The organism is Lentzea sp. DG1S-22 (assembly GCF_036321065.1).
GTDB classification, from domain to species: Bacteria; Actinomycetota; Actinomycetes; order Mycobacteriales; family Pseudonocardiaceae; genus Lentzea; species Lentzea jiangxiensis.
Genome location: NZ_CP143276.1, coordinates 1,052,307 through 1,077,452 on the forward strand (window position 1 = coordinate 1,052,307; position 25,146 = coordinate 1,077,452).

At 69.8% G+C, this 25,146-nt stretch carries 16 protein-coding genes and 1 pseudogene; 16 read left to right on the forward strand and 1 reads right to left on the reverse strand.

The features are described 5' to 3' along the window. The first annotated feature begins 204 nt into the window (after nucleotides 1-204). The 16 genes and pseudogenes from V1227_RS04820 (at nucleotide 205) to V1227_RS04890 (ending at nucleotide 23,907) form a co-directional block, all read left to right on the forward strand. A complete protein-coding gene (locus V1227_RS04820) occupies nucleotides 205-978 on the forward strand; it encodes a thioesterase II family protein (RefSeq protein WP_329791243.1) in 774 nt (257 codons plus the stop codon). Then, entirely contained in the window at nucleotides 975-4,058 is a 3,084-nt protein-coding gene (locus tag V1227_RS04825; RefSeq protein ID WP_329791244.1) for a condensation domain-containing protein, read from the forward strand. The genes V1227_RS04820 and V1227_RS04825 overlap by 4 nt, the downstream gene beginning before the upstream one ends. A gap of 44 nt (nucleotides 4,059-4,102) precedes the next feature. Continuing rightward, nucleotides 4,103-4,306 carry an MbtH family protein gene (locus V1227_RS04830; RefSeq protein WP_329791245.1) on the forward strand — a complete coding sequence of 68 codons (204 nt, stop codon included), beginning with the start codon at nucleotides 4,103-4,105 and terminating at the stop codon, nucleotides 4,304-4,306. A gap of 40 nt (nucleotides 4,307-4,346) precedes the next feature. Then, nucleotides 4,347-8,804 (forward strand): non-ribosomal peptide synthetase family protein, encoded by a 4,458-nt coding sequence (locus tag V1227_RS04835; protein WP_329791246.1) that lies wholly within the window; start codon nucleotides 4,347-4,349, stop codon nucleotides 8,802-8,804. Between the two features lie 72 nt (nucleotides 8,805-8,876). Further along, the gene (gntD, locus tag V1227_RS04840) at nucleotides 8,877-9,935 is read left to right on the forward strand and encodes a guanitoxin biosynthesis L-enduracididine beta-hydroxylase GntD (protein ID WP_329791247.1); all 1,059 of its coding nucleotides are present in this window, start codon (nucleotides 8,877-8,879) and stop codon (nucleotides 9,933-9,935) included. A gap of 129 nt (nucleotides 9,936-10,064) precedes the next feature. Then, nucleotides 10,065-12,524, forward strand: coding sequence for an amino acid adenylation domain-containing protein (locus V1227_RS04845; RefSeq protein WP_329791248.1), 2,460 nt, complete (start codon nucleotides 10,065-10,067; stop codon nucleotides 12,522-12,524). Further along, nucleotides 12,521-13,780: a hypothetical protein gene (locus V1227_RS04850; RefSeq protein ID WP_329791249.1), complete on the forward strand. Its 1,260-nt coding sequence runs from the start codon at nucleotides 12,521-12,523 to the stop codon at nucleotides 13,778-13,780. The genes V1227_RS04845 and V1227_RS04850 overlap by 4 nt, the downstream gene beginning before the upstream one ends. Before the next feature lie 294 nt (nucleotides 13,781-14,074). Then, nucleotides 14,075-14,404: pseudogene (locus tag V1227_RS40530) on the forward strand (prephenate dehydrogenase dimerization domain-containing protein); the annotation flags it as partial. Between the two features lie 61 nt (nucleotides 14,405-14,465). Beyond that, nucleotides 14,466-14,606, forward strand: coding sequence for a hypothetical protein (locus V1227_RS04855; RefSeq protein ID WP_329791250.1), 141 nt, complete (start codon nucleotides 14,466-14,468; stop codon nucleotides 14,604-14,606). Between the two features lie 92 nt (nucleotides 14,607-14,698). Next, nucleotides 14,699-15,028: a chorismate mutase gene (locus V1227_RS04860; RefSeq protein WP_329791251.1), complete on the forward strand. Its 330-nt coding sequence runs from the start codon at nucleotides 14,699-14,701 to the stop codon at nucleotides 15,026-15,028. Between the two features lie 500 nt (nucleotides 15,029-15,528). Continuing rightward, nucleotides 15,529-17,532 carry an AfsR/SARP family transcriptional regulator gene (locus tag V1227_RS04865; RefSeq protein ID WP_329791252.1) on the forward strand — a complete coding sequence of 668 codons (2,004 nt, stop codon included), beginning with the start codon at nucleotides 15,529-15,531 and terminating at the stop codon, nucleotides 17,530-17,532. Next, nucleotides 17,516-18,106, forward strand: coding sequence for an NADPH-dependent FMN reductase (gene ssuE, locus V1227_RS04870; protein ID WP_329791253.1), 591 nt, complete (start codon nucleotides 17,516-17,518; stop codon nucleotides 18,104-18,106). The genes V1227_RS04865 and ssuE overlap by 17 nt, the downstream gene beginning before the upstream one ends. Continuing rightward, nucleotides 18,099-20,411, forward strand: coding sequence for a M28 family peptidase (locus tag V1227_RS04875; protein WP_329791254.1), 2,313 nt, complete (start codon nucleotides 18,099-18,101; stop codon nucleotides 20,409-20,411). Before ssuE ends, V1227_RS04875 begins: the two co-directional genes overlap by 8 nt. Before the next feature lie 47 nt (nucleotides 20,412-20,458). Beyond that, nucleotides 20,459-21,853 (forward strand): aldehyde dehydrogenase family protein, encoded by a 1,395-nt coding sequence (locus tag V1227_RS04880; protein ID WP_329791255.1) that lies wholly within the window; start codon nucleotides 20,459-20,461, stop codon nucleotides 21,851-21,853. Nucleotides 21,854-21,912: 59 nt separating this feature from the next. Then, nucleotides 21,913-22,503 carry a hypothetical protein gene (locus tag V1227_RS04885; protein WP_329791256.1) on the forward strand — a complete coding sequence of 197 codons (591 nt, stop codon included), beginning with the start codon at nucleotides 21,913-21,915 and terminating at the stop codon, nucleotides 22,501-22,503. A 789-nt stretch (nucleotides 22,504-23,292) separates the two neighbouring features. Next, a complete protein-coding gene (locus V1227_RS04890) occupies nucleotides 23,293-23,907 on the forward strand; it encodes a hypothetical protein (RefSeq protein WP_329791257.1) in 615 nt (204 codons plus the stop codon). Nucleotides 23,908-24,112: 205 nt separating this feature from the next. Here the strand turns inward: V1227_RS04890 and V1227_RS04895 are convergent, their stop codons facing one another. Further along, nucleotides 24,113-25,102, reverse strand: a complete 990-nt coding sequence (locus V1227_RS04895; protein ID WP_329791258.1) for an RNA polymerase subunit sigma-70 — start codon at nucleotides 25,100-25,102, stop codon at nucleotides 24,113-24,115. Nucleotides 25,103-25,146: the final 44 nt, after the last annotated feature.

Here is a 25,146-nt window from a genome sequence, read left to right on the forward strand (position 1 = left end):
CTGAATGTAAAGGTGCTCCCTCTCGGGGTGGTATCACCTGCGTATTCGGCTTCTCTCGCCTTTTCGGAATTGCTTGACGTGCCCACCTGCGTTGCTGGTAAGCATTGATTGCACCGGGTTGGCGATTGTGAAACGGGGTCGTCACCCGCCTGTGTTCGACGTCCGAATCCGGAATCAGTTTCCCGTCCGAGCGATCGTCTTCCGATGGAGGTGCGCGTGCGCGCGGCCAACGCCAGGTCGACCTGGTTGATGTCCTTCGCCGAGGTGCCGGCCCCGGCCTACGAGCTGGTGTGCTTCCCGCACGCTGGCGGCGGTGGCTCCGCCTTCGGCACCTGGCAGCAGCACACCGACCGGCTGCGGGTGTCCGCGGCGCGGTTGCCCGGACGGGAACGACGTTTCGCCGAACCCGCCATCGACGACCTCACGGAACTGGTGGGCTCGCTCGCGGGCGCCTTGGTGGACGTGACCGAGCGGCCCTATGCCCTCTACGGCCACAGCATGGGCGCGCTGGTCGCCTTCGAAGTGGCCCGCGAACTGCGTCGGCGGGAGCTCCCCCTACCCGAAGCCCTGTTCGTGGCTGGGTGTGAGGCGCCGGACATCGTCGACTTCGAACGCGTCCACGACCTGCCCCGCGAAGACCTCGTCGCCTGGCTCAGGACCACCGACGGCCTGGACCCGGAGGCGTTCGAGTACCCAGGGCTGATCGACCTGATGCTGCCGACGATCCGCGCGGACCTGGGCGCCGCCGAAAGGTACACCTACCGGCCGGAACCACCGCTGCCGGTGGCGATCCACCTGCTGCGCGGCCGGCAGGACCACCAGGTGGAGGTCGCGGGCGACTCGGGCTGGGGCACGCACACCTCGCGGGTGTGCACGGTCACCGACTTCGACGGCGGGCACTTCTTCGTCCGCGACCACGAGCGCGAAGTCGTCGCTCTCATCGAGACCGAGCTGTGCGGCGAAGGGAACACCAGGTGAGCAGCTCGTCCTACGTGGGCGGCGTCGGCAGCGGGCCGGTGCGCGACTACAGCGCCTACTACGTCCTGCCCGCGGCGCCGGCGCAGCGCCAGCTGTGGTTCCTCTGCCAGCTGGAGGAAAGCTCCAACTCCGCCTACAACGTGGTGAGCGCCGTCAGCTTGACCGGCACGCTCGACACCGTCCTGCTCCAGCGTGCCCTCAACGCCGTGGTGGCCGCTCATGAGAGCCTGCGCACCGGTATCGGTCTGGTCGACGGCGAACCGCACCAGCTCGTGGTGCCCGAGGCGCTGGTGTCGCTGCCGATCGTGGATTTCTCCGCAGTCCCCCCGGCGCAGGCCGGGGCACGGCTGCGCGCACTGGCCAGGGAGCAGGCGGAAAAACCGTTCGTCCTGGACGAACCGCCACTGGTCAGAGTGGTGCTGGTCCGCGAGTCGCAGCAGCGCCACACCCTGGTCACCGTCGTGCACCACGTGGTCTGCGACGGGTGGTCGACCGAGATCTTCTACGCCGACCTCGCCCGCGCCTACGCCGCCCAGCTCGACGGCCGCGCGGCGACGTTGCCCGAACCGCCGATCCAGTACGCCGACTACGTCGCCTGGCAGCAGGAGTCGCTCGCCGGTGATCGGCTCCGCGACCTCACCGCGCACTGGCAGCGGGAACTCGCCGGCACCACCCCGCTGAACCTGCCGGTGGACCGCCCCAGGGGCAGCGTGCACCGTCGCGCGGCAGGCGCGCGGGTGGAGGCGTCGCTGAGCGCGGGCGAGGTGGCCGCGCTGGCGGTCCTGACGCAGGAGCGCGACGCCACGCTGTTCATGGTGCTGCTGGCCGCGTTCAAGGCCACCTTGGCACGGGTGACCGGACAGTCCGACATCGCCGTCGGCACACCGGTGGCGGGCCGTCACCACCCCGACGCCGAAAAGGTGATCGGCTTCTTCGCGAACACGCTGGTGCTGCGCACCCGCCTGCCGATGACGGGCGACTTCGGCGACGTGGTCGGTGCGGTGCGGGAGACCTGCCTCAGCGCCTTCTCCCACCAGCAGATGCCGTTCGACCGGCTCGTCGAGGCGGTGGGGCAGGCACGGGCACTGGACCGCAACCCCTTGTTCGACGTCATGTTCTCTTTCCAGAACACGCCCGGTGTCGACCTGCAGCTGCCCGGCCTCAGCCTCGCACCGGTCGACTTGGACAACGGTGCGGCGAAGTTCGACCTCTGGCTGACCGTGCTGCCCGAGGGCGACGGACTGCTGCTGCGCCTGGACCACGACCGCGACCTCTACAACACCGAGACCGCACGACTGCTGCTCGACCGCTACCTCGACGTGCTCGCAGCAGTCCGCGACCGGCCGCGTTCACCCGTAGCCGCACTCCCCGCGGCCGACGACGCCGGACTCGCCGCCATCGAACAGTGGGCACACGGCCCGCAGCTCGACTGCCCGGACGACGTGCTCGCCCTCCTCGCCGCCCGAGACGGCGGCCTCACGGCCGTCTCCGACGGAACGCGCGACTGGACCCACGCCGAACTGCGTTCCCGCGCCGGTGCACTCGCCGAGCGGTTGCGCGCCGAAGGCGTACCGCCCGGCACCGTCGTCACCGTCACGCCGACACCTTCGGCCGATCTGGTGGCCGTGGTGCTCGCGGCCTTCGAGGTGGGCGGCGTCGTGGCCTATGGCAGACGTCCCGACCGCACCGGCGTTCTCGTCCGCGTGGATGAGGACGAGCCGGACGGCTGGTCCGTCACCACCGGCCCCAGGTTCGATCCGGAACCGCACGGCCGTCACGCGCCCGATCTACCCTGCTGGCGGCTGGAGTCGCCAGATTCGCCCGACACGGCTGTGCTGTCGCACCGGCACCTCGCGGCCGCTGTCACCGCTGTCGCCGAGCGGCTGCGACTGTCCTCGCAGGACAGCGTGATGCTCGTGGGTGACGTCCCGCCACACCCAGTGGAGTTGTTGCTGCCACTGGCCTTCGGTGCGGTCCTGGTGTTTTCACCCGACGGGTCGGCGAGCGGCTCCGTGGCGATGGCGACCGCCCCGACGTGGCGAAAGGTCCTGATCGGCAACTGGACGGCTCCGCCCGGTGTGCGTCTGGTGTGCCGCGGTGCGGCGCTCCCGGACGACCTGGGCCAGGCACTGGAGCGCACCGGCAGGGAGGTGCTGTTCTGGCGCGAGATCGCCGGCACCGCCATGCCCGCCGGCCTCGTCGCAGCTGCATCCGCGCGCCTGCGCCGGCTCGGAGCACCCTTGCCGGGAGCGACCCGGCGGGTGCTCGACCCCACCGGCGCGCCCGCCGCCGTCGGCACGACGGGACAACTCCTCGTCGCGGGCCTGGAACGCGGCACGGGCGTGCTGTGCCGCTACACCGCAGCCGGTGAGCTGGAGGAGGTCGGCTACGCCGACGACCGCGTCGCGATCGGAGACCAAGTGGTCTCACCCCGGCGCATCGAAGAATTCCTGTCCAGTGTGGACGGTGTGCGTGCCGCGGCGGTCGTGCCGGGGGAGAGCGGCGGTGAGACCAAGCTCGTCGGCTGGCTGGTGCTGGAACCAGCGCTCGCGGGCACGAACCCCCGCGAACGCGAAGAGTTCGCCGACACCGTACGCGCCGCGGCCGCCTCCGCACTGGCACCACACGAGGTGCCGGCCCTGTACGGCACGCTCGACGCCTTGCCCCTGCTGGCCGACGGCACGCTTGACCGCGCCGTGCTGTCCGCGCTTCGGGGCCCCGCGCTGCTGGGCAAGCTGGACGACACGGCGCCGCGCAACCGCACCGAACAAGCTGTGATGGCCGTGCTCCACCAAGTTCTGCCGGTGCGCGGTTTCGGCGTGCACGCCGACTTCTTCGCACTCGGTGGGCACTCCCTGCTCGCGGCGAAGGTCATCGGCCGCGTCCAGAACGAGCTCGGAGTCCTCGTCCCGGTGCGCGACTTCTTCGCCCGGCCCACCGCCGCCGGTCTCGCCGAAGCCGTCACCGCGGTGCAGGCAGCTCAGCGGGACCGGTCCGCCACCAAGGCCGGAGCTGTGCGCGGGCAACTCGCCGGCATGAGCGACCACGAGGTCGAGCAGCTGTTGCGGCAGCTCGGCTGACCCACCCAGGCGAATCCGGAAATCCCACGAGGAAAGAGGAACAGATGGGCATCGACGACGCGGACACCGTCTTCCAGGTCGTGGTGAACGAACAGGACCAGTACTCGATCTGGTTCGCCGGCCGCGACCTCCCGGACGGCTGGACCGCCACCGGCACCAGCGGCACGAAGCAGGAGTGCCTGCAGCACATCGAGACCGTGTGGACCGACATGCGCCCGCGGTCGGTCCGCGAACGCGTGGCCGGCTGATCATCCCGCCCTGACGGCATCTACTAAGGAGTCTTCGAGTATGAGCCAGCAGCACGAGCTGGAATCCATGTCGGCAGAGGAGAAGCGCGCGCTGCTCGCCCAGCTCCTGGACGGCTCAGCCGAGGCCGCGCCGAGCAACCTCTCCCTGGAACAGCGTCGCCTGTGGGTCTTGCTCCAGCTGGACGAGAGCAAGCCGTGGCAGGTCAACTCCGCTGTCCGCCTCTCCGGCCGGGTCGACCCGGCCACCATGCAGCAGGCACTCAGCGCTGTTGTGCAGCGGCACGAGGTGCTGCGCAGCACGTTCCGGGAAGTCGACGGGCACCCGCTCGCCACCACCGCGCCCGCCGTCACCCTGCGGCTCCCGGTCGTCGACATCGAGGCCGACGCCCTGGAGGCAGAACTCGCCCGCGTCCTCACCGCCGACACGCGCACGCGGTTCGACCTCGCCAAGGGCCCGCTGGTGCGCGCCTCACTTCTGCGCCTCGCCGAGGACGATCACGTCTTGCTGCTGACCCTGCACCAGATGGTCGCGGACCGGCGCTCGGCGAAGCTGCTCACCGAGGAACTGCTCGCCCGCTACACCGCTCTGGCCGGTGGCACGAGCGTGGACGCCGCCGTCGCCTCGACGGACTTCCACGACCTCGTGGTCGCCCAGCGGGAGTGGGTCAACAGCGACGACGCCGTCAAGGACGTCGAGTTCTGGCGCGACCGCCTCGCGGCGCTGAGCCCGCTGGAACTGCCCACCGACCGGCCCCGGCCGTCGATGAAGACCATTCACGGCGACGCGGTCACCGTGCCGGTGCCGGACGAGGTGACCCGTGCCGTCACGGCCTACTGCGATCAGAGCGGTCACTTCGTGTCTGAGGTGCTGCTCGCCGCCTACGTCGGCGTCCTGTCGCGCTACTCCCAGCAGCACGACCTCGCGGTCGGCATCAGCGTCCCGGCCGCATGGCACACCGACGGCGACAACCTCGTCGGACCGCTCGAGAACACCCTGCCGCTGCGGTTCGAGCAGGGTGAGGCCGACTCGCTGAGCCGCCTGACCGACCTCGCGCGCACCGTGCGGTCCGAGGCCATGGCGCACGCGAGGCTGTCGTTCGACCGCATCGTCGAGGCGGCCCAGCCGCAGCGCGACCTGAGCCACACGCCGCTGTTCCAGGTGTCGTTCACCTACGAGGACGAGACGCCTTCGCGTCAGCTTCCCGGCGCCGTCGCGACCCCGCTCGACCTGCCGGCGACCTGGACCACCCACGACCTCGACCTGTTCGCGATCCGCCGCGGTGACGCGCTGACGCTGCGGGTGCAGTACAACACCGACCTGTTCGACCGGTCCACGGCGGAGCGGTTCGTCGGCCACGTCGTGCTGCTGCTCCAGACCGCCGCCGCGGAGCCGGACCGGCCGCTGTCGTCGATCCCGCTGGTGACCGCCGACGAGAGCTGGCTGCTCGACCAGTGGAACGAGACGGCCGCCGAGCACGACCGCTCCCGCACGCTGCACGCACTCGTGGAGCAGGCGGCGCGGACCACCCCCGGCACGGTCGCCGTCGCCGCCGGCGACGACGAGGTCACCTACGCCTCCCTCGACGCCCGCGCCGAAGCGCTGGCCGCCGAACTCGCCTCGCACGGCGCCGCACCGGGAACGAAGATCGGCGTGCTGGTGGACCGTTCCGTCCACGCGGTCGTCGGCCTGCTCGGTGTGCTCAAGACCGGCGCGGCCTATGTGCCGCTCGACCCGAGCTACCCGGCGGACAGGCTCGAGTTCATCGTCGGCGACGCCGGGGTCACCCTGCTGGTGGGCCTTCCCGCGGCGCTCGCCGAGGTGCCCGCCGCGTTGGGCGCGGTCACCGGCGTTCCGGTTCCGACCGCGGACCCGGCCCGCAGCGCCGACCGGCCGGCCGTGCGCGTGCAACCGGACGACCTCGCCTACATCATCTACACCTCGGGATCGACCGGGCGGCCCAAGGGCGTGGCGGTCGAACACCGCCAGATCGTGCACGCCACGGCCGCACGCACCGCCTGCGAAGGGCCGGGTCTGCCGCAGCGCTACCTGGTGCTGGCGCCGCTGACGTTCGACGCCTCCGGTGGCGGTCTGTACTGGACGCTCAGCCGCAGCGGCACCGTCGTCCTCCCCACCGAGCAGCAGGTGCTCGACCCGCGCCTGCTCGGCAAGCTCATCCGCAGCCGCGGCATCACCCACGTGGACGGCGTGCCCTCCCAGTACGCGGTGCTGCTCGAGACCGACCTCGAGGCCTACGACGAGGTGCGCACGACGATCCTGGCCGGCGAGACCCTGCCGCCCAACCTGGTCGCCGAGCACTACCGGCGTTCCCCCGACGCGGTGCTGTTCAACGAGTACGGCCCCACCGAGGCGACGATCTGGGCGTCAGTGCACTACGTCGGTCCCGAAGAGGCGCAGGCGCAGCGGGTTCCCATCGGCCGGCCCGTCCCCAACGCCCGCATCCACCTGCTGGACCGCAGTTTCAACCCGGTTCCGCCGGGTGTGCCGGGCGAGCTCTACATCGGCGGCGAAGGCGTGGCCCGCGGCTACGTCAACCGGCCGGCGATGACCGCCGAGAGGTTCCTGCCCGACCCGTTCTCCGCGCGACCGGGTGACCGCCTCTACCGCACCGGTGACCTGGCCCGCTACCGGGCCGACGGCGCGATCGAGTTCCTGGGCCGGGTGGACAAGCAGGTCAAGATCCGCGGCTTCCGCATCGAGCTCTCCGAGGTCGAGAACGTCCTGCTGCGCCACCCGCTGGTGGCCGAAGCGGTGGTGACCGTACGCGAGGACCAGCCCGGAATGCCACGACTCGTGGCTTACGTGGTCCCCGTCATCGGACGCGTGCTCACCCAGGAAACGCTCGTGAGCCACGTGCTGGGGCAGATCCCGGACTACATGGCGCCCAGCCACTTCGTGACGCTGGAGCGGATGCCGCTCACGCGGCACGGAAAGATCGACACCAACGCCCTGCCGGCACCCCAGGAGATCGCGGTCAGCGGCTTCGTCGAGCCGCGCGACCAGCTCGAGGCCGAGATCGCCGAAACCTTCGCCGCCGTGCTGGGAATGCAGCACATCAGCGCCACCGCCGACTTCTTCTCCCTGGGCGGCAACTCCCTGCTCGTCGCGAGGCTGGCGGCGCAGCTGTCGCGCGAACACGACGTCGAACTGCCGATCGACGAGATCTTCCGCGTCCCGACCGTCGAGGGCATCGCCCGCGCGGTGGAGACGCACCAGCGCGAACGCGACAACGTCGACAGTGCGGCGCTGTACGCCAAGCAGGTCGCGGAACTGGTCGCCGACGTCAAGCTCGACCCGGCGATCAAGCCCGACGGCCTGCCGCACGCCGACTGGTTCTCGCCCAAGAACGTCCTCGTCACCGGCGCCACCGGCTACCTCGGCGTGTTCATCGTCGTCGAGCTCATCGAGCGCACCGACGCGACCGTGCACTGCCTGGTGCGCGGCGGCAGCCCCGACGAGTGCTGGGACCGCCTGGAGGAGACCATGCGCAAGTACCGCGCATGGGACGAGTCCTACCGCGACCGGATCAAAGTCGTCCAGGGCGACTTGGCCAAGCCGTACCTCGGACTGTCCAAGGAGGATTTCGAAGGCTACGCCGCCTCGATCGACTCGATCTACCACAGCGGCGCGATCGTCAACTTCACCTACCCGTACGAGGCCATGAAGGCCGCCAACGTGCTGGGAACCGAGGAACTGCTGCGCCTGGCCACCAAGACCACGCTCAAGGCTTTCCACCTGGTGTCCAGTGTGGACGTCTTCATGGGAACCGGTGCGCTGCGACCCTTCACCGAGGAGGACCTGGGCGACCGGCCGGTCAAGGTGCCGACCGGGTACCCCCGGACCAAGTGGGTCGCGGAGAAGATCGTGGTCATCGCCCGAGACCGGGGCGTGCCCGTCACCGTGCAGCGACCCTGGATGATCACCGGCCACACCAAGACCGGTGCGTCGCACGACACCGACTACCTCTACGTCTACCTCAAGGGATTCCTCGACCTCGGCGTCCTGCCGCTCTACAACGACGTGATCAACGCCGTGCCGGTGGACTACACCGCCCAGGCGATCGTCTACACCTCGCTGCGCGAGGAGAACCTCGGCAAGAACTTCAACATCACCAACCGTGAACCGACCACCATGCAGCAGTGCTACCAGTGGTTGCGCTCGTTCGGCTACGACCTGAACGTCGTGGACGAGGAAGAGGCCCGTCGCCAGGCGCTCGCCGTGGACGAGGACCACATCCTGTACCCGCTCACGCCGATCCTGAGGGTCGCGTCGATGCGGCACGCCGCACTCGACCCGGACCTTCAGCAAGAGGTCGATCCGCTCGACGAGTGCCGCGTGCTCAACGAGGCGCTGGAGGGCTCGGGCATCGTCTGCCCGCCGGTGAACGAGCAGTGGGCGCACTCCTGCTTCCAGTTCCTGGTCGACAACGGATACCTGCCTTCGCCCGAGGAAGTGGCAAGGGAGAAGGCGCACAGCTGACCGACGCTCCGTCCGCCCGCGGGTGCCTGCCCGCGGGCGGCGGGCCGGACCGCACCTCCGAGAGGCATCACCATGAAAGGCACCTCCACGACGGCACGGTCCGAGGCCGTGCGCGACTCGTCGGACACCATCCGCTACGTCGACCTGACCCCCGCTGACGCCAACCACATCGACACCTACACCCGTGCCGTGCTGCGCGACCACGGATCGGGCACCGCGCCGTCACTGCTCGCCGCCGCTGCCGGCCTGGCACACCGGCTGCCCGTGAGCCTGGTCGACGAGATCAGGACGCTGCGGTCCACCGAGAACGCCACCGCGCTCGTGCTGCGCGGTCTACCCGTCGACGACGAGGAGATCGGCCCGACTCCGCTGGACTGGCGCATCCAGGAAGACCCGCGCAACACCGGCCACCTGGAGACCTGCCTCGTCCTCGTCGGCTCCCTGCTCGGCGACATCTTCGGCTGGTCGACCTTGCAGGACGGCAAGCTCGTCCACAACGTCGTGCCCATGCCGACCGAACAGCAGGAACAGAGCGGGCACGGCACGGTGAAGCTGGAGTGGCACACCGAGGACGGCTTCCACCCGTACCGGTGCGACTACCTGCTCCTGCTGGGGCTGCGCAACCACGACTCGGTACCCACCACCATCGCGAGCATCGACGCCGTCGACATCGACCCCAGGCACGAGGAAGTGCTGCGGCAGAAGCGTTTCCTCATCCGCCCCGACAACGAGCACGTCACCAGGGCACGCGCGCTGACGGCTGGCACCGCAACACCGCACGTGATGCAGCGGATGCAAGAGAACCCCGAACCCAGCGCCGTCCTGTTCGGCGGCCAAGACGCCCCGTACCTGCGCATCGACCCGGCGTTCATGAACGCCGTCCCCGGCGACCGGGAGGCCGCCGAAGCGCTCGAAGCGATCATCGAGTCCTTGGACGCCCAGCTGACCGACGTGGCGTTGAACGCGGGCGACCTGCTCATCGTCGACAACTACAAGGCCGTCCACGGACGGGCTGCGTTCGAAGCGCGCTTCGACGGCACCGACCGCTGGCTCAAGAAGGCCGTGGTCACGCGTGACCTGCGCAAGTCGCGCGAGTTCCGGGCCGGCGCGGACGGACGAATCCTGCTCTAGCGAGGCCATCCGGACCGGCTGGGCGACCCGCGCCCGGCCGGCCCGGACCACGGCCGCACGACCCCGAGCTGACCCGGCCCGTTGCGAGCCGGGGCCACCAGCCCGCAACGGATGACAGGAGGAGTGATCGTGACTCAGGCGACGCGACCGGCTGCCGCGGCGTGGGTGGTGGAGGGCTGGCCGGAGTCCCTCCGCGATCACCCCTCGCTCACCGTGCACACGAGCGACGTCGCCGTGCACGACGACGCGCAGCGCGACGACCTCGTCCGGGACGCGGTGGCGGCGGCGTGGATGGACTCGCGGCCCTTCCGCGTGGTCGTCGCCGAGCTCGGCACCGGGCACGCCCTCGTCATCGTGACCACCACGGACGGCTCCGCGCCTCGCGACGTGCTGTCGTGGCTCGCGGACCCGGACGCGCCGTTCCCGCGGCCGGTGGACCCCGAGGCACACGCAGGTCCCCGGGTGGACCTGCCGGCCGCGTTGCGGGACGGCGGCACACCGTCGTGGTCGACCGCCACCGTGCGCCTGCCTTTCGACACCGCCGCGGTGGACAGCTACGCCGGTGTGACCGGCGCGTCGGCCGAGGCGGTTCTGGCGACCGCGGTGGGCGTCCTGCTGGACCGCTACCGCTACGAGGCGGACGTCGACCTGCTGGTGCTGACACCGCGACCGGTGGCCGTGGTGGTCAGGACCGGCACCGCGACCCGCTTCAGCGAGCTCGTCCGGCAGGTCGAGAAAGACCTCGCCGCCGCCACACCCGCCCCCGACGGCGTCCACGCCACCGTGGCCGTCCGCCGCGAAGGGGCCTCCGAGCCGGAACGCGTCGGACAGTGCGTCGCGTCGCCGGTCAGCCTGCCCGACGGCACCACCCGGTACGAGCTGGACGTGGCGCTGGTCGACGCGGGTCTTCGCGTCGACCACGACGCCAGCCTGTACTCCGAGGCCGCGGTGACGGCGTTCGCCTCCCGGCTGGCTGCGGTGCTCGAGGCGGCGCAGTCCGATCCGGTGGTGGACGACATGCCGGCCACCACCGCGCTGGAACGCGAGGCCCTGGCTCGATGGGCGTGTGGCGAGACGCAGCAGTTCACCGACGCGTGCCTGCACACGCTGGTGGAACTGCAGGCCCGCGCCCGGCCATCCACCGCGGCCATCGTCTGCGGTGGTGTCGAACTGACCTACGCCGAGCTGGACGCCAAGGCCAACCAGGTCGCGCACCGCCTGCTCGCCGAGGGCATCGCCACCGGCGACCTGGTCGCCCTGCTCGCCGACCGCGCCGCGGACTCCGTCGTCGCCATGCTCGGCGTGCTCAAGGCCGGCGCTGCCTACGTACCGGTGGAGCCGTCGTATCCGGCCGAGCGAATCCGTCACATCGTGACGGACTCCGGCGCGCGGCTGGTGCTCGCCCGCCGCGACCAGACGGTTCCCGATCTCCCCGTCCCGGTCGTGGTGGTGCAGGACGTCGCGGACCAGCCCGACCACAGCCCTCGCGTCGCCGTCACCCAGGACGATCTCGCCTACGTCATCTACACCTCCGGCTCCACCGGTCTGCCCAAGGGAGTCGCGGTGCACCACCGGGCGATCGTGGTGTCCACGCACGCCCGCGGCGTCGGCGGGCCGCCGCCGCAACGCGATCTCGTCACCATGCCCCTGTGCTTCGACGGGGCCGCCGGAGGCTTGTACTGGACCATCACCGGCGGCGGGACCGCGGTGCTGCCCACGGAGACCGAGGCGCACGACCCGTCGGCACTGGCCAGGCTCCTGCGCCGGCTACCGGTCACGCACATCCACTCGGTGCCCTCGCACTACGGCCTAGTGCTCGAAGCAACGGCGGGAGCGGGTCTCGAACACCTGCGCCTGGTGTCCGTCGGCGGCGAACCGATGCCGCCGCAGCTGGTCGCCCGCCACCTGCTGGAGCACCCCGATGCCCTGCTGCTCAACGACTACGGCCCGACGGAATGCGCGGTCTGGGCGTCGGCCCATCCCTGCGACATCGTCGACGCCACCCGCAGGAAGATCCCGATCGGGCCACCGCTGCCCAACTACCGGCTCCACGTTCTCGACGAGCACCTCCGTGAAGTTCCGCCCGGTCTGCCCGGTGAGATCTACATCGGCGGACCGGGGGTCGCGCGCGGCTACCACCGCAGGCCGGGGCTGACGGCGCAACGGTTCCTCCCCGATCCCTTCGGTGGACCGGGCGACCGCCTCTACCGCACCGGGGATCGCGGCCAGTGGACCGCCGAAGGCGAGCTGCTGATCACCGGCCGCGTCGACAACCAGGTCAAGCTGCGCGGGTTCCGGGTCGAGCTGGGCGAGATCGAGGCGGCCGTCCGCCGCCACCCATCGGTGTCGGAATGCGTGGTGCTGCTGCGCACCGCCCCCTCCGGTGCGGACATCGTGACCGCGTTCGCCGCGTCGGCGGACGAAGACCTCGCCGAAGATCAGCTGCGCGCCGAAGTGGAGCGGATCCTGCCCGCCTACATGCAGCCCGACCACTACGTTCTCACTCGGAGACTGCCCAGGGCCCCGAGTGGAAAGCTCGACGTGCAGGCGATGCGGGCGCTGGAACCCGGTCAGCATCCCCGGCCATGACCACCCACAGCGATCACGTCACGTTCGAGAGCTCAAGGGCACTTCGAGCCGCATCGGCCAGAACCGCGCCGTACGGCGTGCGGGTGTGCCGGCGTTCCGACGGCCGACTCGACCTGGTGCCGGAAGGAGCCGTCGTCTGGGGTCCGGTGCGGGCCGCGCTGCTCGCGCACGGATCCGTGGCCCAGGTGGTTGTCCGTCAGCACAAGGGACGCCTGGTGGCCGTGGTCCTGGCGCGGGCCGCTGAACCGGTGCGGTGGAGGCCCACCACCGCCATCGGACTCGCCTTGGACCGGCTGGCCCGGCTGGCGCCCCAGCGCGCGCTGCACCTTGGGATCGGCGACATGGACCTGTCGGCAGCGTTGTCCGCTCATTGCGCCGACTACGAGCTCGCGGACCCGTCCGTGGACAAGATCTGCGAGGTGCTGGCCGGGCGGCCGGACCTGCGGCAGCGCGTGCGGCTGTCCGCAGCGCACCCCACAGTCGACGTGTTCGCCGCGAAGAAGCCCTACGACGTCGTGCTGCTGGACGCGGCGGCTCCGTCACTGTCCTCGCTGGACGTTCCGGAAACGGCCGTCGACCTGCTGCGGCTGGTACACGGCGACGGCGCGGTGTGCGTGGTGAACCTGCGAGATCCCCGATTGGAGCGGCTGGCGAACCTGCTGCGCACTGGACGCGCCGAGTCCACTCCGGATGCGGCGGGCTGGTCACCGCCCGCGGTTCGACGTGCGCTCGCCGGCCGGGCCCCGTGGGCCGACTGGCAGGCGCATGTGCTGCTCGGACCGCTGCCGGCGGCCGCCACCTACCACTTGCTGCTGCGGCCCGCGCGCACGACCACGAAAACGCCGTTGCTCAGGTGGGGACGGGATCTGCACTCACCGGCGCAGCTGGACCGACTGCTCAGCGGGCGCGGCGTGGCGCGTCTACGCCTGATCGGCCTGCCCGCGGCGGGCGTCGCCGACGTCGTGCCGCCCGGCTGGGCGATGTGCGGACGGCCGAGGACCGCCGTGGACTGGTGGGACATCGACACCGTCGCGGCCGAACACGGCTACCGGACGACGCCGCTGGCCTCACTGACCGAGGCTGAGGAACTGTTCGACGTGCTGGTCGAGCGGCAGGACTCGCCGGGCCGCCCCTCGCCCGGCGGGGGACTGGCCGCGCGCCTGCGGGCGTGGCTGGCGGTCCGGCTCCCCGGACTCGCCGCTGAGGTGGACCTCGTCGTGCTCGGCGAGGACGAGAACCCGGAGGCTGTGCCGTGAGCGGTCGAAAGGCCGTCGTGTCGGGTGGAGCGGGTCGGGTCGGCGGGTTGTTCGTCCGCCTGCTGCGGAAACACCTCGCGGCCACCGCAGTGGACCGACCACCAGCTCTGTAGCTGTCCACTGTGGTCTGTGACGAGCCGATCCGCCGTCGGACGTGCTCGAGGTCGTCGGCACAGCGGACATCGTCGTGATCGCGCTTCCCGAGGACGTCGCCCTGTCCACGTTGGACGCGTCGTGGACACGTTTGGCTGGAATCGGGTCGAACGGGGAGTCGAGGCACTGAGCCTGAACCCGATGTTCGCTCCCGCGCTGGGATTCCGGGACCACGCCGTCGCGGCGGTACCCCTTGTGGCCGGTCGCCGCGGACGGTGGCTGCTCGAGCTGATCACCGGAGAGGGAGCGCGCGTGGTGGAGCTGAGCGCCGAGGAGCACGACCGCGTCACCGCCGTGATCCAAGTCGCAACGCACGCGGCAGTGCTCGTGCTGAGCAAGGTGACCGCGGAGCTGGGAATCGGTGTCGACAGGGTCGTGGACCTGGCCCCGCCGCCGCATCGGACGCTCCTGGCGCTGCTCGTCCGCATCGCCGGGGCAAACCCGGAGGTGTACTGGGACGTGCAGGCGTCCAACCGGGCCGCACCCGCCGCGCGCCGCTCTGGCAGGCGCACCGGTCGACCTCGATGCGCAGGTGACTGCCGGCGATCGCAGCGGGTTCGGCCAGTGGCCGGGCGAGCTGGACGCCTGGACCGACGCACGAGGCGGCGAGCTGCGGGCCCAAGCCGTTCGACAGCTGCAGGCGGTGAACCCGGACCGGCACCAACAGGCGTGAGCTGATACTGCGTTGAGACCCGGCCCACCTAATGTGCATTGCGTGACCATTTGACTGCTTTTGGTGTCCGATTGGGAGAGAGGTCTTCGGACGTGGATTCGTTGCGCCCTTTTCGTTCGCGGATCGAGAAGCTGGACGAAGCGCTCGCCGAAATCGTGGCCGACCGACTTCGGGTGTGCGCCGAGGTCGCGGCGGTGAAGAAGGCGGAAGGCATTCCCATGATGCAACCGCAGAGAGTCGCCGCCGTCTGCGACGCCTACGCGCGACGCGGTCGGGAGTCGGGTGTTTCCGAATCCTTCATGCGCGACATGGCCATGCTCATCATCGGTGAGGCGTGCCGCCTGGAAGACGAGATCATCGAGGACGAGCCATCAGTCGATCATGTGACCCACGGTAGCAGCGCTGTGCATCACGTCGAGTGACGGGGCGCCCGAATCGCCTCCAATCAGCACGCTGAGTAGCGGTTTTTGTCCGAATTCTCACTGCAGTGTCCACTTTTGTGTACATGACTGTTTGCGTACAGTAGCGAGGTGTGAGAGTTTCCAACGTAGCGGCACCGCGGTTCGTGTCCTCGGGAGAGGGCGGTGCCGTGACCGACCGGGCAGCCCGGCCAGGTCGCCCCGCTCCGCGGAAAAGTAGTTCGCGGGCGCCCTCGCGGTGATCCCACTACGGGTGGAAATGGTCCTTACTTCCAGTTTTATTTCTTGGGGGTTCTTCCTGTGGTCTTCTCTCGTGAAGGCAGAGTTCCCTTTTGCCGTGGCGCTATCGCGCGCGGTTGACGTCGGATCCCGTGAGCGATCCTCTCGTACACCGACTTGGGGGCTTCAAAGTGCTTGTTTCGAACGGGGAAGAACGTGAGGCCAAGATCTACTTCAAGATTCTGGGGCCGTTGAGCGTTTCAGTCGGCCGGAAGCAGGTGAAATTGGGCAAGAACCGCCAGCTGAACGTGCTGGCGCTGCTGCTGATCAACGTTGGAAAACTCGTTCCGGTGGGCAGGCTCATCGACGCCGTGTGGGGAGCCTCCCCACCCGCGACCGTGGAGAAGCAGATCCAGACCTGCGTCTGGCGCCTGCGCAGGGCCTTCGAAGCCGCCGGCGCACCTGCCGACATCATCGAGACCGGCCAGGGCGGCTACCGCCTGCACCTCGCCGGGGGAGTGCTGGACGCGCAGCTGTTCGAAGAGCACGTGCGCCGAGGACGCGCACGGGTCGAAGCGGGTGACCTCGCCGGTGCCACCAGCAACTACTCCGAAGCGCTGGCACTGTTCGAAGGTGCGCCGCTGGCCGAGTTCACCAGCGGACCGGTCCAGGCCGTGGCGGCGCACTGGGAGGAACGACGGCTCGCAGTGCTCGAAGAGCAGCTCGACATCCAGCTGGCGATGGGCCAGCACGCGGAACTGGTCAGCGAACTGAAGATGCTCGTGGCCGAATACCCGCTGCGCGAACAGCTGCGCGCCCAGCTGATGACCGCGCTCTACCTCTCACACCGGCGTGCCGACGCACTCGCGGTGTACCGCTCGGGCCGTGCCATGCTGATCAACAGCTTGGGGCTCGAACCCGGCGCGCGCCTGCAGGAACTGCACCGCCGGATCATCGCGGGCACACCTGTCCCGCCGACCCCGCACCAGCGAGGGCGGCGAGTCGCGAAATCTCCCGCCCAGCTCCCGCTCGACGTCGGCGACTTCACCGGCCGCTGGGAAGAGCTCGAGTGGCTCACCGGCCTGTTGTCGCAGGACTCCGCCAGGCCGCAGGTGGTGTCCCTGGTCGGGCGCACCGGTATCGGCAAGACCGCGCTGGCGCTGCACGCCGCACACCGCGTGCGGAACTGGTTCCCCGACGGCCAGCTCTACGCCGACCTGCGGGGAAGCGCGGCGTCCCCGGCGTCCCCCATGGAGATCCTGCAGTCCTTCCTGCACGCGCTGGGCATGTCCGACCAGTGGATCTCCGACGACCTCACCAGCCGCGCCGCGCAGTTCCGCAGCGCCATCGCGGGCCGCCAGATCCTCATCGTCCTCGACGACGTTCCCGACGCCGCGAGCGTGGAACCGTTGCTGCCCGGCGGAAAGGACGCCGTGGTGGTGGCGACCGGCCAGGTCGGGCTGATGGAGCTGCCCGGCGTGGTGAGCCGACGCCTCGACGACCTGGAGACCGACGACGCCGTGCAACTGCTCGCCAGGATCATCGGCACCGAACGGGTCGAACAGGAACGCGGCGCGGCCCGCACCATCGCGGGGTTGTGCGGCCGGCTGCCCCTCGCCCTCCGCGCGGCCGGCGCACGGCTGCACGCCCGCCCGCAGCTGCGCTTGGACCGGTTCGTCGAACGCCTCGCCGACGAGAACCGGCGTCTGGCCGAGCTGTCCTACGGCTCGCTGGACCTGGCTGCCCGGCTCGACGTGGCAGCCGACCGCCTTCCGCCACGAACACGAACGCTGTGGCTGATGCTCAGCCTTCCCGACCTCGTCCACATCCCCGCCTGGGCCGCCACGGCGGTGGCGACCCTGTCGGACAGCGAAGCTCAGCGCGACCTCGACCTCCTGGTCGACCACCAAGCCCTGGACATCGCCGGAGAAGGGGTCGGCGGCGGAGCCTGCTACGTCTTCCACCCGCTGGTCCGCATCCACGCCCGCCGGCTCGCCCACGCCGAGCTCGACCACCAGACCAGGACGCGCGCCATGGCCCGGCTGGCCGACGCCGGGCGGGAACTGCAGGACTACGCCAACCACTTGCTGGAGAACAGGATCCCCGCTCAGATGACCTCCCACGTTGAAGGTCACGTCGGCCACTGGACGCTGCGGAAGGTGGCCGACCAACCCCTCGCCTGGCTCGACCAGGAAGGCTCCAACATCGCCGCGCTGGCCCGAGCCGGGCAGTGCAGGGGAGTGATCCCGGACAACGACCAGGTCGGTCACCATGTCCACAGCGCCTGAGCCGGGTACCGTTCTCGTGCTCTCCGCCAGTCCGCGCGCCGGCTCGCGGCCGGACTGGCTCGGCGACCACGTGACGCGGCTGCTGACCGAGGCAGGATGTCGCGCGCGGCACCTGAAGGTGCGCGACCTCCCCTCGGAAGCGCTCGTGCACGCGGAGGCCGGCGACCCGGAGCTCGCACGAGCCTGCGCTGCGGTCGACTCCGCGGAGGGGCTGGTGCTGATCACGCCCATCTACCGGGCCGCCTACTCCGGACTACTCAAGCTCTTCCTGGACGCGCTTCCCCGGCATGCGCTGGCGGGCAAGACCGTGATGCCCCTGGCCACCGGCGGCAGCGCGGCCCACGTGCTGGCGCTGGACTACACGCTGCGCCCGGTAGCCCAGACCATGGGGGCGCGGCACGTCGTGCGGGGGCACTTCGTGCACGACGAAGAGCTGCCCCGGCTCCAGGGCCGCATCGAACCCGTAGCGCGGACCGAGGCCGCGGTCGGGGCCGCGGTGTCGGTGTTCCACCGGGCACTGCTGCAGGGTGCGCAGCCCACACCCACCGTCCAGCCCTGGAACGTCGGTGCGTGACCGGGTGCCCGCGCGGTGGTCGGTCCGACTCACGGTCGTGCTGCTGGGCGTGGCGGCCCTCGCGCTGACGTTGTGGGTCTCACGACCACCGTCGGCGATGCCCGCCGACGCACCAGCCGACCGGTTCTCCGCCTCCCGGGCCGTGCAGCACCTGACGACCATCGCCGAAGGTCCGCGACCGACCGGCACCCAAGCGCACGCCAGGACCCGGCAGTACCTGGTGGACACGCTGACCGCGCTCGGCATCGAGACACGCGTGCACACCGGCGCGGCCGTCTCCCTGCTCGGGCCCGCGCAGCTCGGCGGCGAGGCGCGCTACGCCGGCGCGCAGCTGCAGACCGTCATCGGCCGCGTGCCCGGCACGGCGAGCACCAGGCCCGTGGCCCTGGTAACGCACTACGATTCCGTCGCCGCAGGCCCTGGCGCCAACGATGCCGGAGTGCCCACCTCCGCCTTGCTGGAGACCGCACGTGCCGTGATGGCCGGTCCGCGCCCCCGCAACGACCTGCTCTTCGTCTTCACCGACGCGGAGGAGATCGGTTTGCTCGGCGCGAAAGCGCTCGTCGAGGATCCCGAAGGCCTTCCGGACGCGGCACTGGTGCTCAACTTCGAAGCGCGCGGCAGCTCCGGTCCGACCTTGATGTTCGAGACCGGCACGGACTCGGCGTGGCTGGTCGACCTGCTCGCCCGGCACAGCGTGCGCCCCCAGACCAGCTCCCTGTTCGCCGAGGCGTACCGGTACCTGCCCAACCTGACCGACTTCACCGTGTTCGCCGCGGCAGGCCACCAGGGGATGAACTTCGCCTACCTCGAGGGGTACACCCACTACCACGGTCCGCACGACACCGTGGCGAACGTCGACCCCGCGACAGTGCAGCACCAGGGGGAATACGCCTTGGGCCTGGCAAAAGCGTTGGGCACAGCCGACCTCACCGCGCCACCCGCCGGCGACTCGGTGCACTTCACCGCCCTGTGGTGGGTGGTGTCCTACCCTGAACCGTGGGCCTTGCCACTGGCCTTGGTCGTGACGCTGGTGTGCGCGGCCGCGCTGGTCGCGGCACGGCGACGCGGTGAGCTGTCGGTGCGTCGGGTGGCCGGCGGTGCCCTCGTCGCCGTCGCGCACCCGATCGTCGTCGGCGCGGCAGTCTGGCTGACCGCACCTCTGGTGGCGACCAGGCATCCGGAGACAGCTGACTACGGCGACATCCCCGCGAACTGGCTGGCATTGGCGGCTTTCGCTCTTCTCACGCTCGCACTCAGCGCGTGCATGGCACTGCTGCTGCGGCGGTGGGTCGACCTCCGGCACCAGGCCTTCGGCGCCATCGTCGTGTGGGCCGTCGCGGCATCGGTCACCGCCGCCCTGCTGCCAGGTGTCAGCTACGTGTTCACCTGGCCTGCTCTCGGCGCGCTGGCGGCGTGGTGGCTGACGCGACGGGAGCCCGGACCAGCCGCCCAGATCGCCGCTGCCGCTCTGGCCCTCGTGCCGGTCGTGGTGATCGTGGTCCCGCTGGTGGTGCAGCTGTCCACTGCCCTCGGAGTGGTACTCATCGCCGTCGCCGCCGCGGTGCTCGCCCTGGGGTTGACCTTGTTGCCGCTCATCGGCACCATGCTCGCGCCGCGCCTGCCCCGCGGTGTGCCCGCCCTGGCCATGTCGGCGGCGCTGGTGATCGGTGTCGTTGCGTCGATCCCCACCGGCCAGGCTCCCGCACACCGAGCAGTGGCCTCCTACTTCCTCGACGCAACTTCCGGAACAGCGGCCTTGTTGTCGACCGAGCAGGGCGGTGTGCCGTCGGCCGACGAGAGACCCGCAGTCGCCTCCGACCTCTGGCCGGCCTGGTCAGCCCAGCTTCAACGTGCGCCCGCCGCAGCCCTGCCGTTACCACCCCCCACCGCGGCCGTGCAGGTGCTGTCACAGGGACGCGTGCACATCACCGCCGCATCGGCCCGAGGCGCGACGGAACTCGCACTCGTCGTCACCGGAGCGAGGGTCCTGAGCTACCGCGTGCAGGGCGCGGAGTCCGGCGAACTGAGCCTCGCCTCCGACGGGCCACGTGAGGACGCGTGGGAGTTGTGGGTGTGGTGCGTGCCGCCCGAAGGCGTTGTCGTCGAGCTGGAAGTCGAGCCCGGCGAGGGAGAACCGGTTCTCCGCGTGGCCGACAGGACCGGCGGTCTTCCCGGCGAGGTCGCGGGACAGTTCAGAACCACCACCGCCCCGGCAGTGGGAGAGACCCTGCTCGACAACGCGACCTTCGTCAGCGCACGCCAGCCGTTGCGGGAGATCGGGAAACCAGGAGGAGACCGGTGATTCGAGTCGCCAACGTCGTCGCGGGCCGACGCGACGAGTCTTCGCCGATGTGGACAGAACTGGTCGACCCCTGCACCGGCCAGACCGTCGGCCACGCGCCCGAATCCACCCCTGACGAGGTCTCCACCGCCGCGTCGGCCGCACGCCGGGCGGCGCTGTCCTGGAGCGCGGCCACCCCGGGACAACGCCAACGTGCTCTGCTGCGCCTGGCCGACGTGGTGGAGGCCGAGGCTGACCGGTTCGTCCGGGCAGAGGTGCTCACCACGGGCAAGCCGTTGGTCAGCACCCGCGAGGAAGAGGTTCTGGCCGCCGCGGACCACCTCCGGTTCTTCGCGGGTGCCGCCAGGCTCCACGACGGCATCGGCGCTGCCGAATACCTGCCTGGTCACACGTCCTACGTGCGCCGGGAACCGATCGGGGTCACCGGCCACCTGCTGCCGTCGAACTACCCGTTGCTGATGGCCGTGTGGCAGGCGGCCCCGGCCCTGGCAACCGGCAACGCGGTGGTCCTCAAACCCGCACAGCCCACCCCGACAACCGCCTCTCTGCTGGCCGAAGCGGCGGCGGAGTTCCTGCCCGCGGGCACCCTGTCGGTGGTCTGCGGTGGTGCGGGGACCGGCCGCGCCCTCATCGCCCACGTCGACGCGGTAGCGCTCACCGGCACCACGCGTGCCGGTGTCGAGGTCGCCCGCGCCGCAGCCGCCTCGGTCACCAAGGTGCACCTGGAACTCGGCGGCAACGCGCCGGCCGTCGTGTTCGCCGACGTAGATCCGTCAGCTGCGGCGGAAAGCATCGCAGAAGCGGCCTTCTTCAACGCAGGACAGGACTGCACCGCCGTGACGCGCGTGCTCGTCGAGGAGTCGATCGCCCCCGAACTCACCCAGGCACTCGCGGCCCGCGCCGAGGCGACGGTCGTCGGCCCACCCTCGCACACGGATGCCTTCTGCGGCCCGTTGATCACCAAGGCCCACTTCGAGCGGGTGCTCGCGGTGCTCGGCCGGCTACCCGCACACGTGAGGGTCCTGGCGGGAGGAAAGAAGGTGCACGACGCGGGCTACTTCCTGGCGCCGACAGTTCTCGCCGGGGTGCAGCAAAGCGACGAGGTCGTCACCGAAGAACTGTTCGCCCCGGTCTTGACCGTGCAGACGTTCACCGGCGAGCAAGAGGCGCTGGCACTGGCCAACGGTGTGCCTCAAGCACTGACCGCCAGCGTGTGGACGTCGGATCACGGCCGCGCACACCGGTTCACCGCGGCGCTGGAAGCGGGCTGCGTCTGGGTCAACACCCACATGCGGTTCACTCCGGAGATGCCGCACGGAGGCTTCAAACACTCCGGCTACGGCAAAGACCTGTCCCGCTACGCCGTGGACGAGTACACCCGCGTCAAACACGTGATGCATCACTTCATCGAGACTTCCGGCGCTCATGTTGCGCACGGATGAGGCTGATGGCACAACGAAAACTCCTTCTCCGCTCCACCGCAGCTTGTATAACCGACAGAGTGGATCAATCCGAAGTTGAGGAGTTGCAACAGATGGCATCGAGGTCACCGGCTGTCGAGGTGCTCGCCGACGTGGTCGGCTGGTCCGGACTGCCGAAGTGGCAACCCGACTGGAAGCTGACCGAGGACCTGCTCGGCACAGCACTACCGGACGACTACAAGGCTCTTCTCGACACGATCCCGTTCGGCGAGTACGTGGGCACAGTGCTGGTCGGACCACCTACCGTAACCGGGCGCGAAGGCGATCATCTCGCGATGTTCCGAGAAGTCATGCTGACGCTGACCGACGGTGAAAGGCACCCGTACGACGCATACCCCAAGCTCCCGGGCCTGATCCCGTGGGCAGTGTTCGACTACCCGGTGAAAGGCCAGCTCTTCTGGCTGGCTGATGACGGAAACCCGAACCAGTGGCCGGTCATCGTCAAGGGTGCTGACGGGACATGGGAGCGGCACGACCTCGGCGCCGTTGCTTTCCTCATCTCCTTGGTGCGCGGAAAGCTGTCGAGCAAGACCGTGCAGCGAAACCCCGGCGCCGAGTTCTACCGGACGCTGCAGAACCTGCCTGGTGCACCGAACAACACCGGAAGGTAGCTGCCGGCCGCAACGGTCCCTCGGCGCGTCGGCTGCCACGGCATCGATTGTCCGGGGCATCTGCTTGGCGGCGTGGCGTTCGGACGGATAGCGACCGCCGGCGCCGACCGTCTCTTCCGGATCGGGAGTTGGACGTCGACCACGCCGAGATGACCGCCTGCCAGGTGCGGCCCCGGACCAGTCGAGCCGAGTGGGAGAAGTACCTGCAGGGCGGCGACTACCAACCGCCCTGCGGCAGGTGATCGCGTGGCGGCCCAACTCGCTCCGCAACACTGCCGGATCAGCTCCGGCGTGAGCGGACCTCCCTCGGAGTGCGTGACGATCAGTCGGAGCCCTTCACTCTTCGCCGTTTCCAGCAGTTCCTCGGGAAAGCACTCCGAGCGCCACGGCGGGTAGCGGATGCCGTGCACTGCTGTGGGATTGCGCTGGAGGTGGTCCGCGATGCTCGGATAGCAGACCCGCAGGATGCTACCTCGTCCGCCGGGCTCGTCGTTGCGAATGCCGAGGCGACCCGGCTCGTGGATTTTGCGCCATTGGGGCAGGACTTGTCTCGCAACGCACTCTCATACGCGCTTGGTGATGTCCAACGCTGTCGATCGAACTGTCGAAAGCGAGGAGCCATATGGAGTGCGTTCACGGTGAACGAAGCGAAGCGGAAGCCGCGTCTTCGAACGAACAGGAGCGTCGCATGAGTGCCAAGGTGACACAATTGTTTGTAGTCAAAAGTGATCCAAGCAGCGCGCATTGAGTTCGCTCCGATCCAGGCTGGCATCCAACAACGCAAGCCGGTTGACCGGACGTCTGGATGTGCGCACCGTGTCGCTGAAGAAGTGCACGCTCGCCCTGGACGGCGTGCCCTCACGTAGTCTGCGGTACCCGGATGCTGATCACGCGCCATGGCCAACTGCGCGGTCCAGTCATACGGCGGCCCTGTCGTTTGAGACCTACGGAGAGGACGGGTGCAAGCGGAATCAAGTCGCGTCTCGTCTGCGGTTTGCGTCGCTCTATCAAGGGCATCCATCGGCAGGCAATGCAAGTGTCGTCGATCTGGACAGGAGAACCGACATGACCAGCGCAGCAGGTCCGATGGGCGGCGACATATCCGGAAGTTCCGGCTGGCAAGGTGGCAGGGTCGCAGGCGACCTCGCCACCGGAGCGCCCGCGGCGCACAGAGCGGATCCGGAGACCAAGTCGTCGTTCAAGACCACGGAGTTCTTCGTGTTCCTCGCTGCGGTGGCCGCAGTGGTGGTCACGGCATTGATGGTGAGCGGTGACGCAAACACCGCCGACCCGTTCAACGCCGAACAGGCGTTGCGCTACATCACCTTCCTGGCCATCGGTTACATGATCAGCCGTGGACTGGCCAAGGCCGCCAGCCGTCGGCGCGACGGCGCCGACCGCTGAACAAAGGGGACGAACCAGGTGAAGATCCGTCCCCTCGGTGGGCGTCTCGGCTGCCTCCTGATGATCGCCTTTTCGGTGGTGGCCTCCGTTGTGCTGACCCTCCTGCTCAACCTGGTCTTGTGAGCGTGTCCCTGCACAAGCAAAAGTTCGTCTCACTTCGAGGGTCGCGCGACCTTCCGAGCAAGCTTTCCGGTCGGTCGTGCCGTTAGGGCGTGAGCTGTTCCGGGAAGCCGGCGGCGACGACCAGGCCGGGGCCCTCGAACTTGACGGAGCGCGAGATCCGGTCGCCGGTCACGGTCAGCACCCACAGGCAGTCGGCGCGCAGGACCCCGGAGCCGTCGCGGCGGTACCCGGCCGCGGCGGGCTGGCCGTTGGCCCTCGTCGGCAGCATCCTGACGTCTTCGTTCCTGGCGGCGAAGGTCTTCTCCAGGAACGGGACGCACACCCGCACGCCCCGGAACCAAACCGGGTGCGGCACGGCCTCGAGGCTGAAGTCGTCGTGGATGACCTCGCGGATGGCGGCGGAGTCGCCCGCCTCGAACGCGGTGACGTAACGCGCGAGCAGCGCGCGTTCGAGCTCGAGGTCCGGCTGCCGGGGCCTCAGGTCCGTCAGGTCCAGCTCGTCGAGCCGCCTGCGGGCCCGTTGCAGCAGGCTCTTCACCGCGGGAACGCTGACGCCGAGCGTCTCCGCGATCTCGGCGGCCGACCACGACAGGACTTCCCGCAGCAGCAACGCCGCCCGTTGCCGCACCGGCAGGTACTGCAGTGCCGCGATCAGCGCGAGCCGCACGGACTCGCGCAGCACGGCCACCTCGCCCGGCTCGTCGTCGCGGTGGTGCAGCAGGGCGTCGGGCAGCGGTTCGAGCCAGGCGATGGACTCGTCGGAGTGCACACGCACGTCGGGATCGGTCTCGGGCGCTCCGAGACCGGCGGGGAGCACCCGGCGGCTGCGGTGGGACAGCGCGCTGACGCACGTGTTGGTCGCGATCCGGTACAGCCAGGTCTTGACCGACGACCGCCCTTCGAACCCCGCCATGCCGCGCACCGCCCGCAGGTACGTGTCCTGGACGACGTCCTCGGCGTCCTGGTACGACCCGGTCATCCGGTAGCAGTGCGCGACCAGCCCCGGTCGCAGCAGGTCGAACTCGTCGTGCAGCCGCACGCTGGTCAACGGTGGGAGCACCTCGGCAGACACGTCACGCTCCTGGTCGCGGGTCGTCAACTACCCATTGGACACCG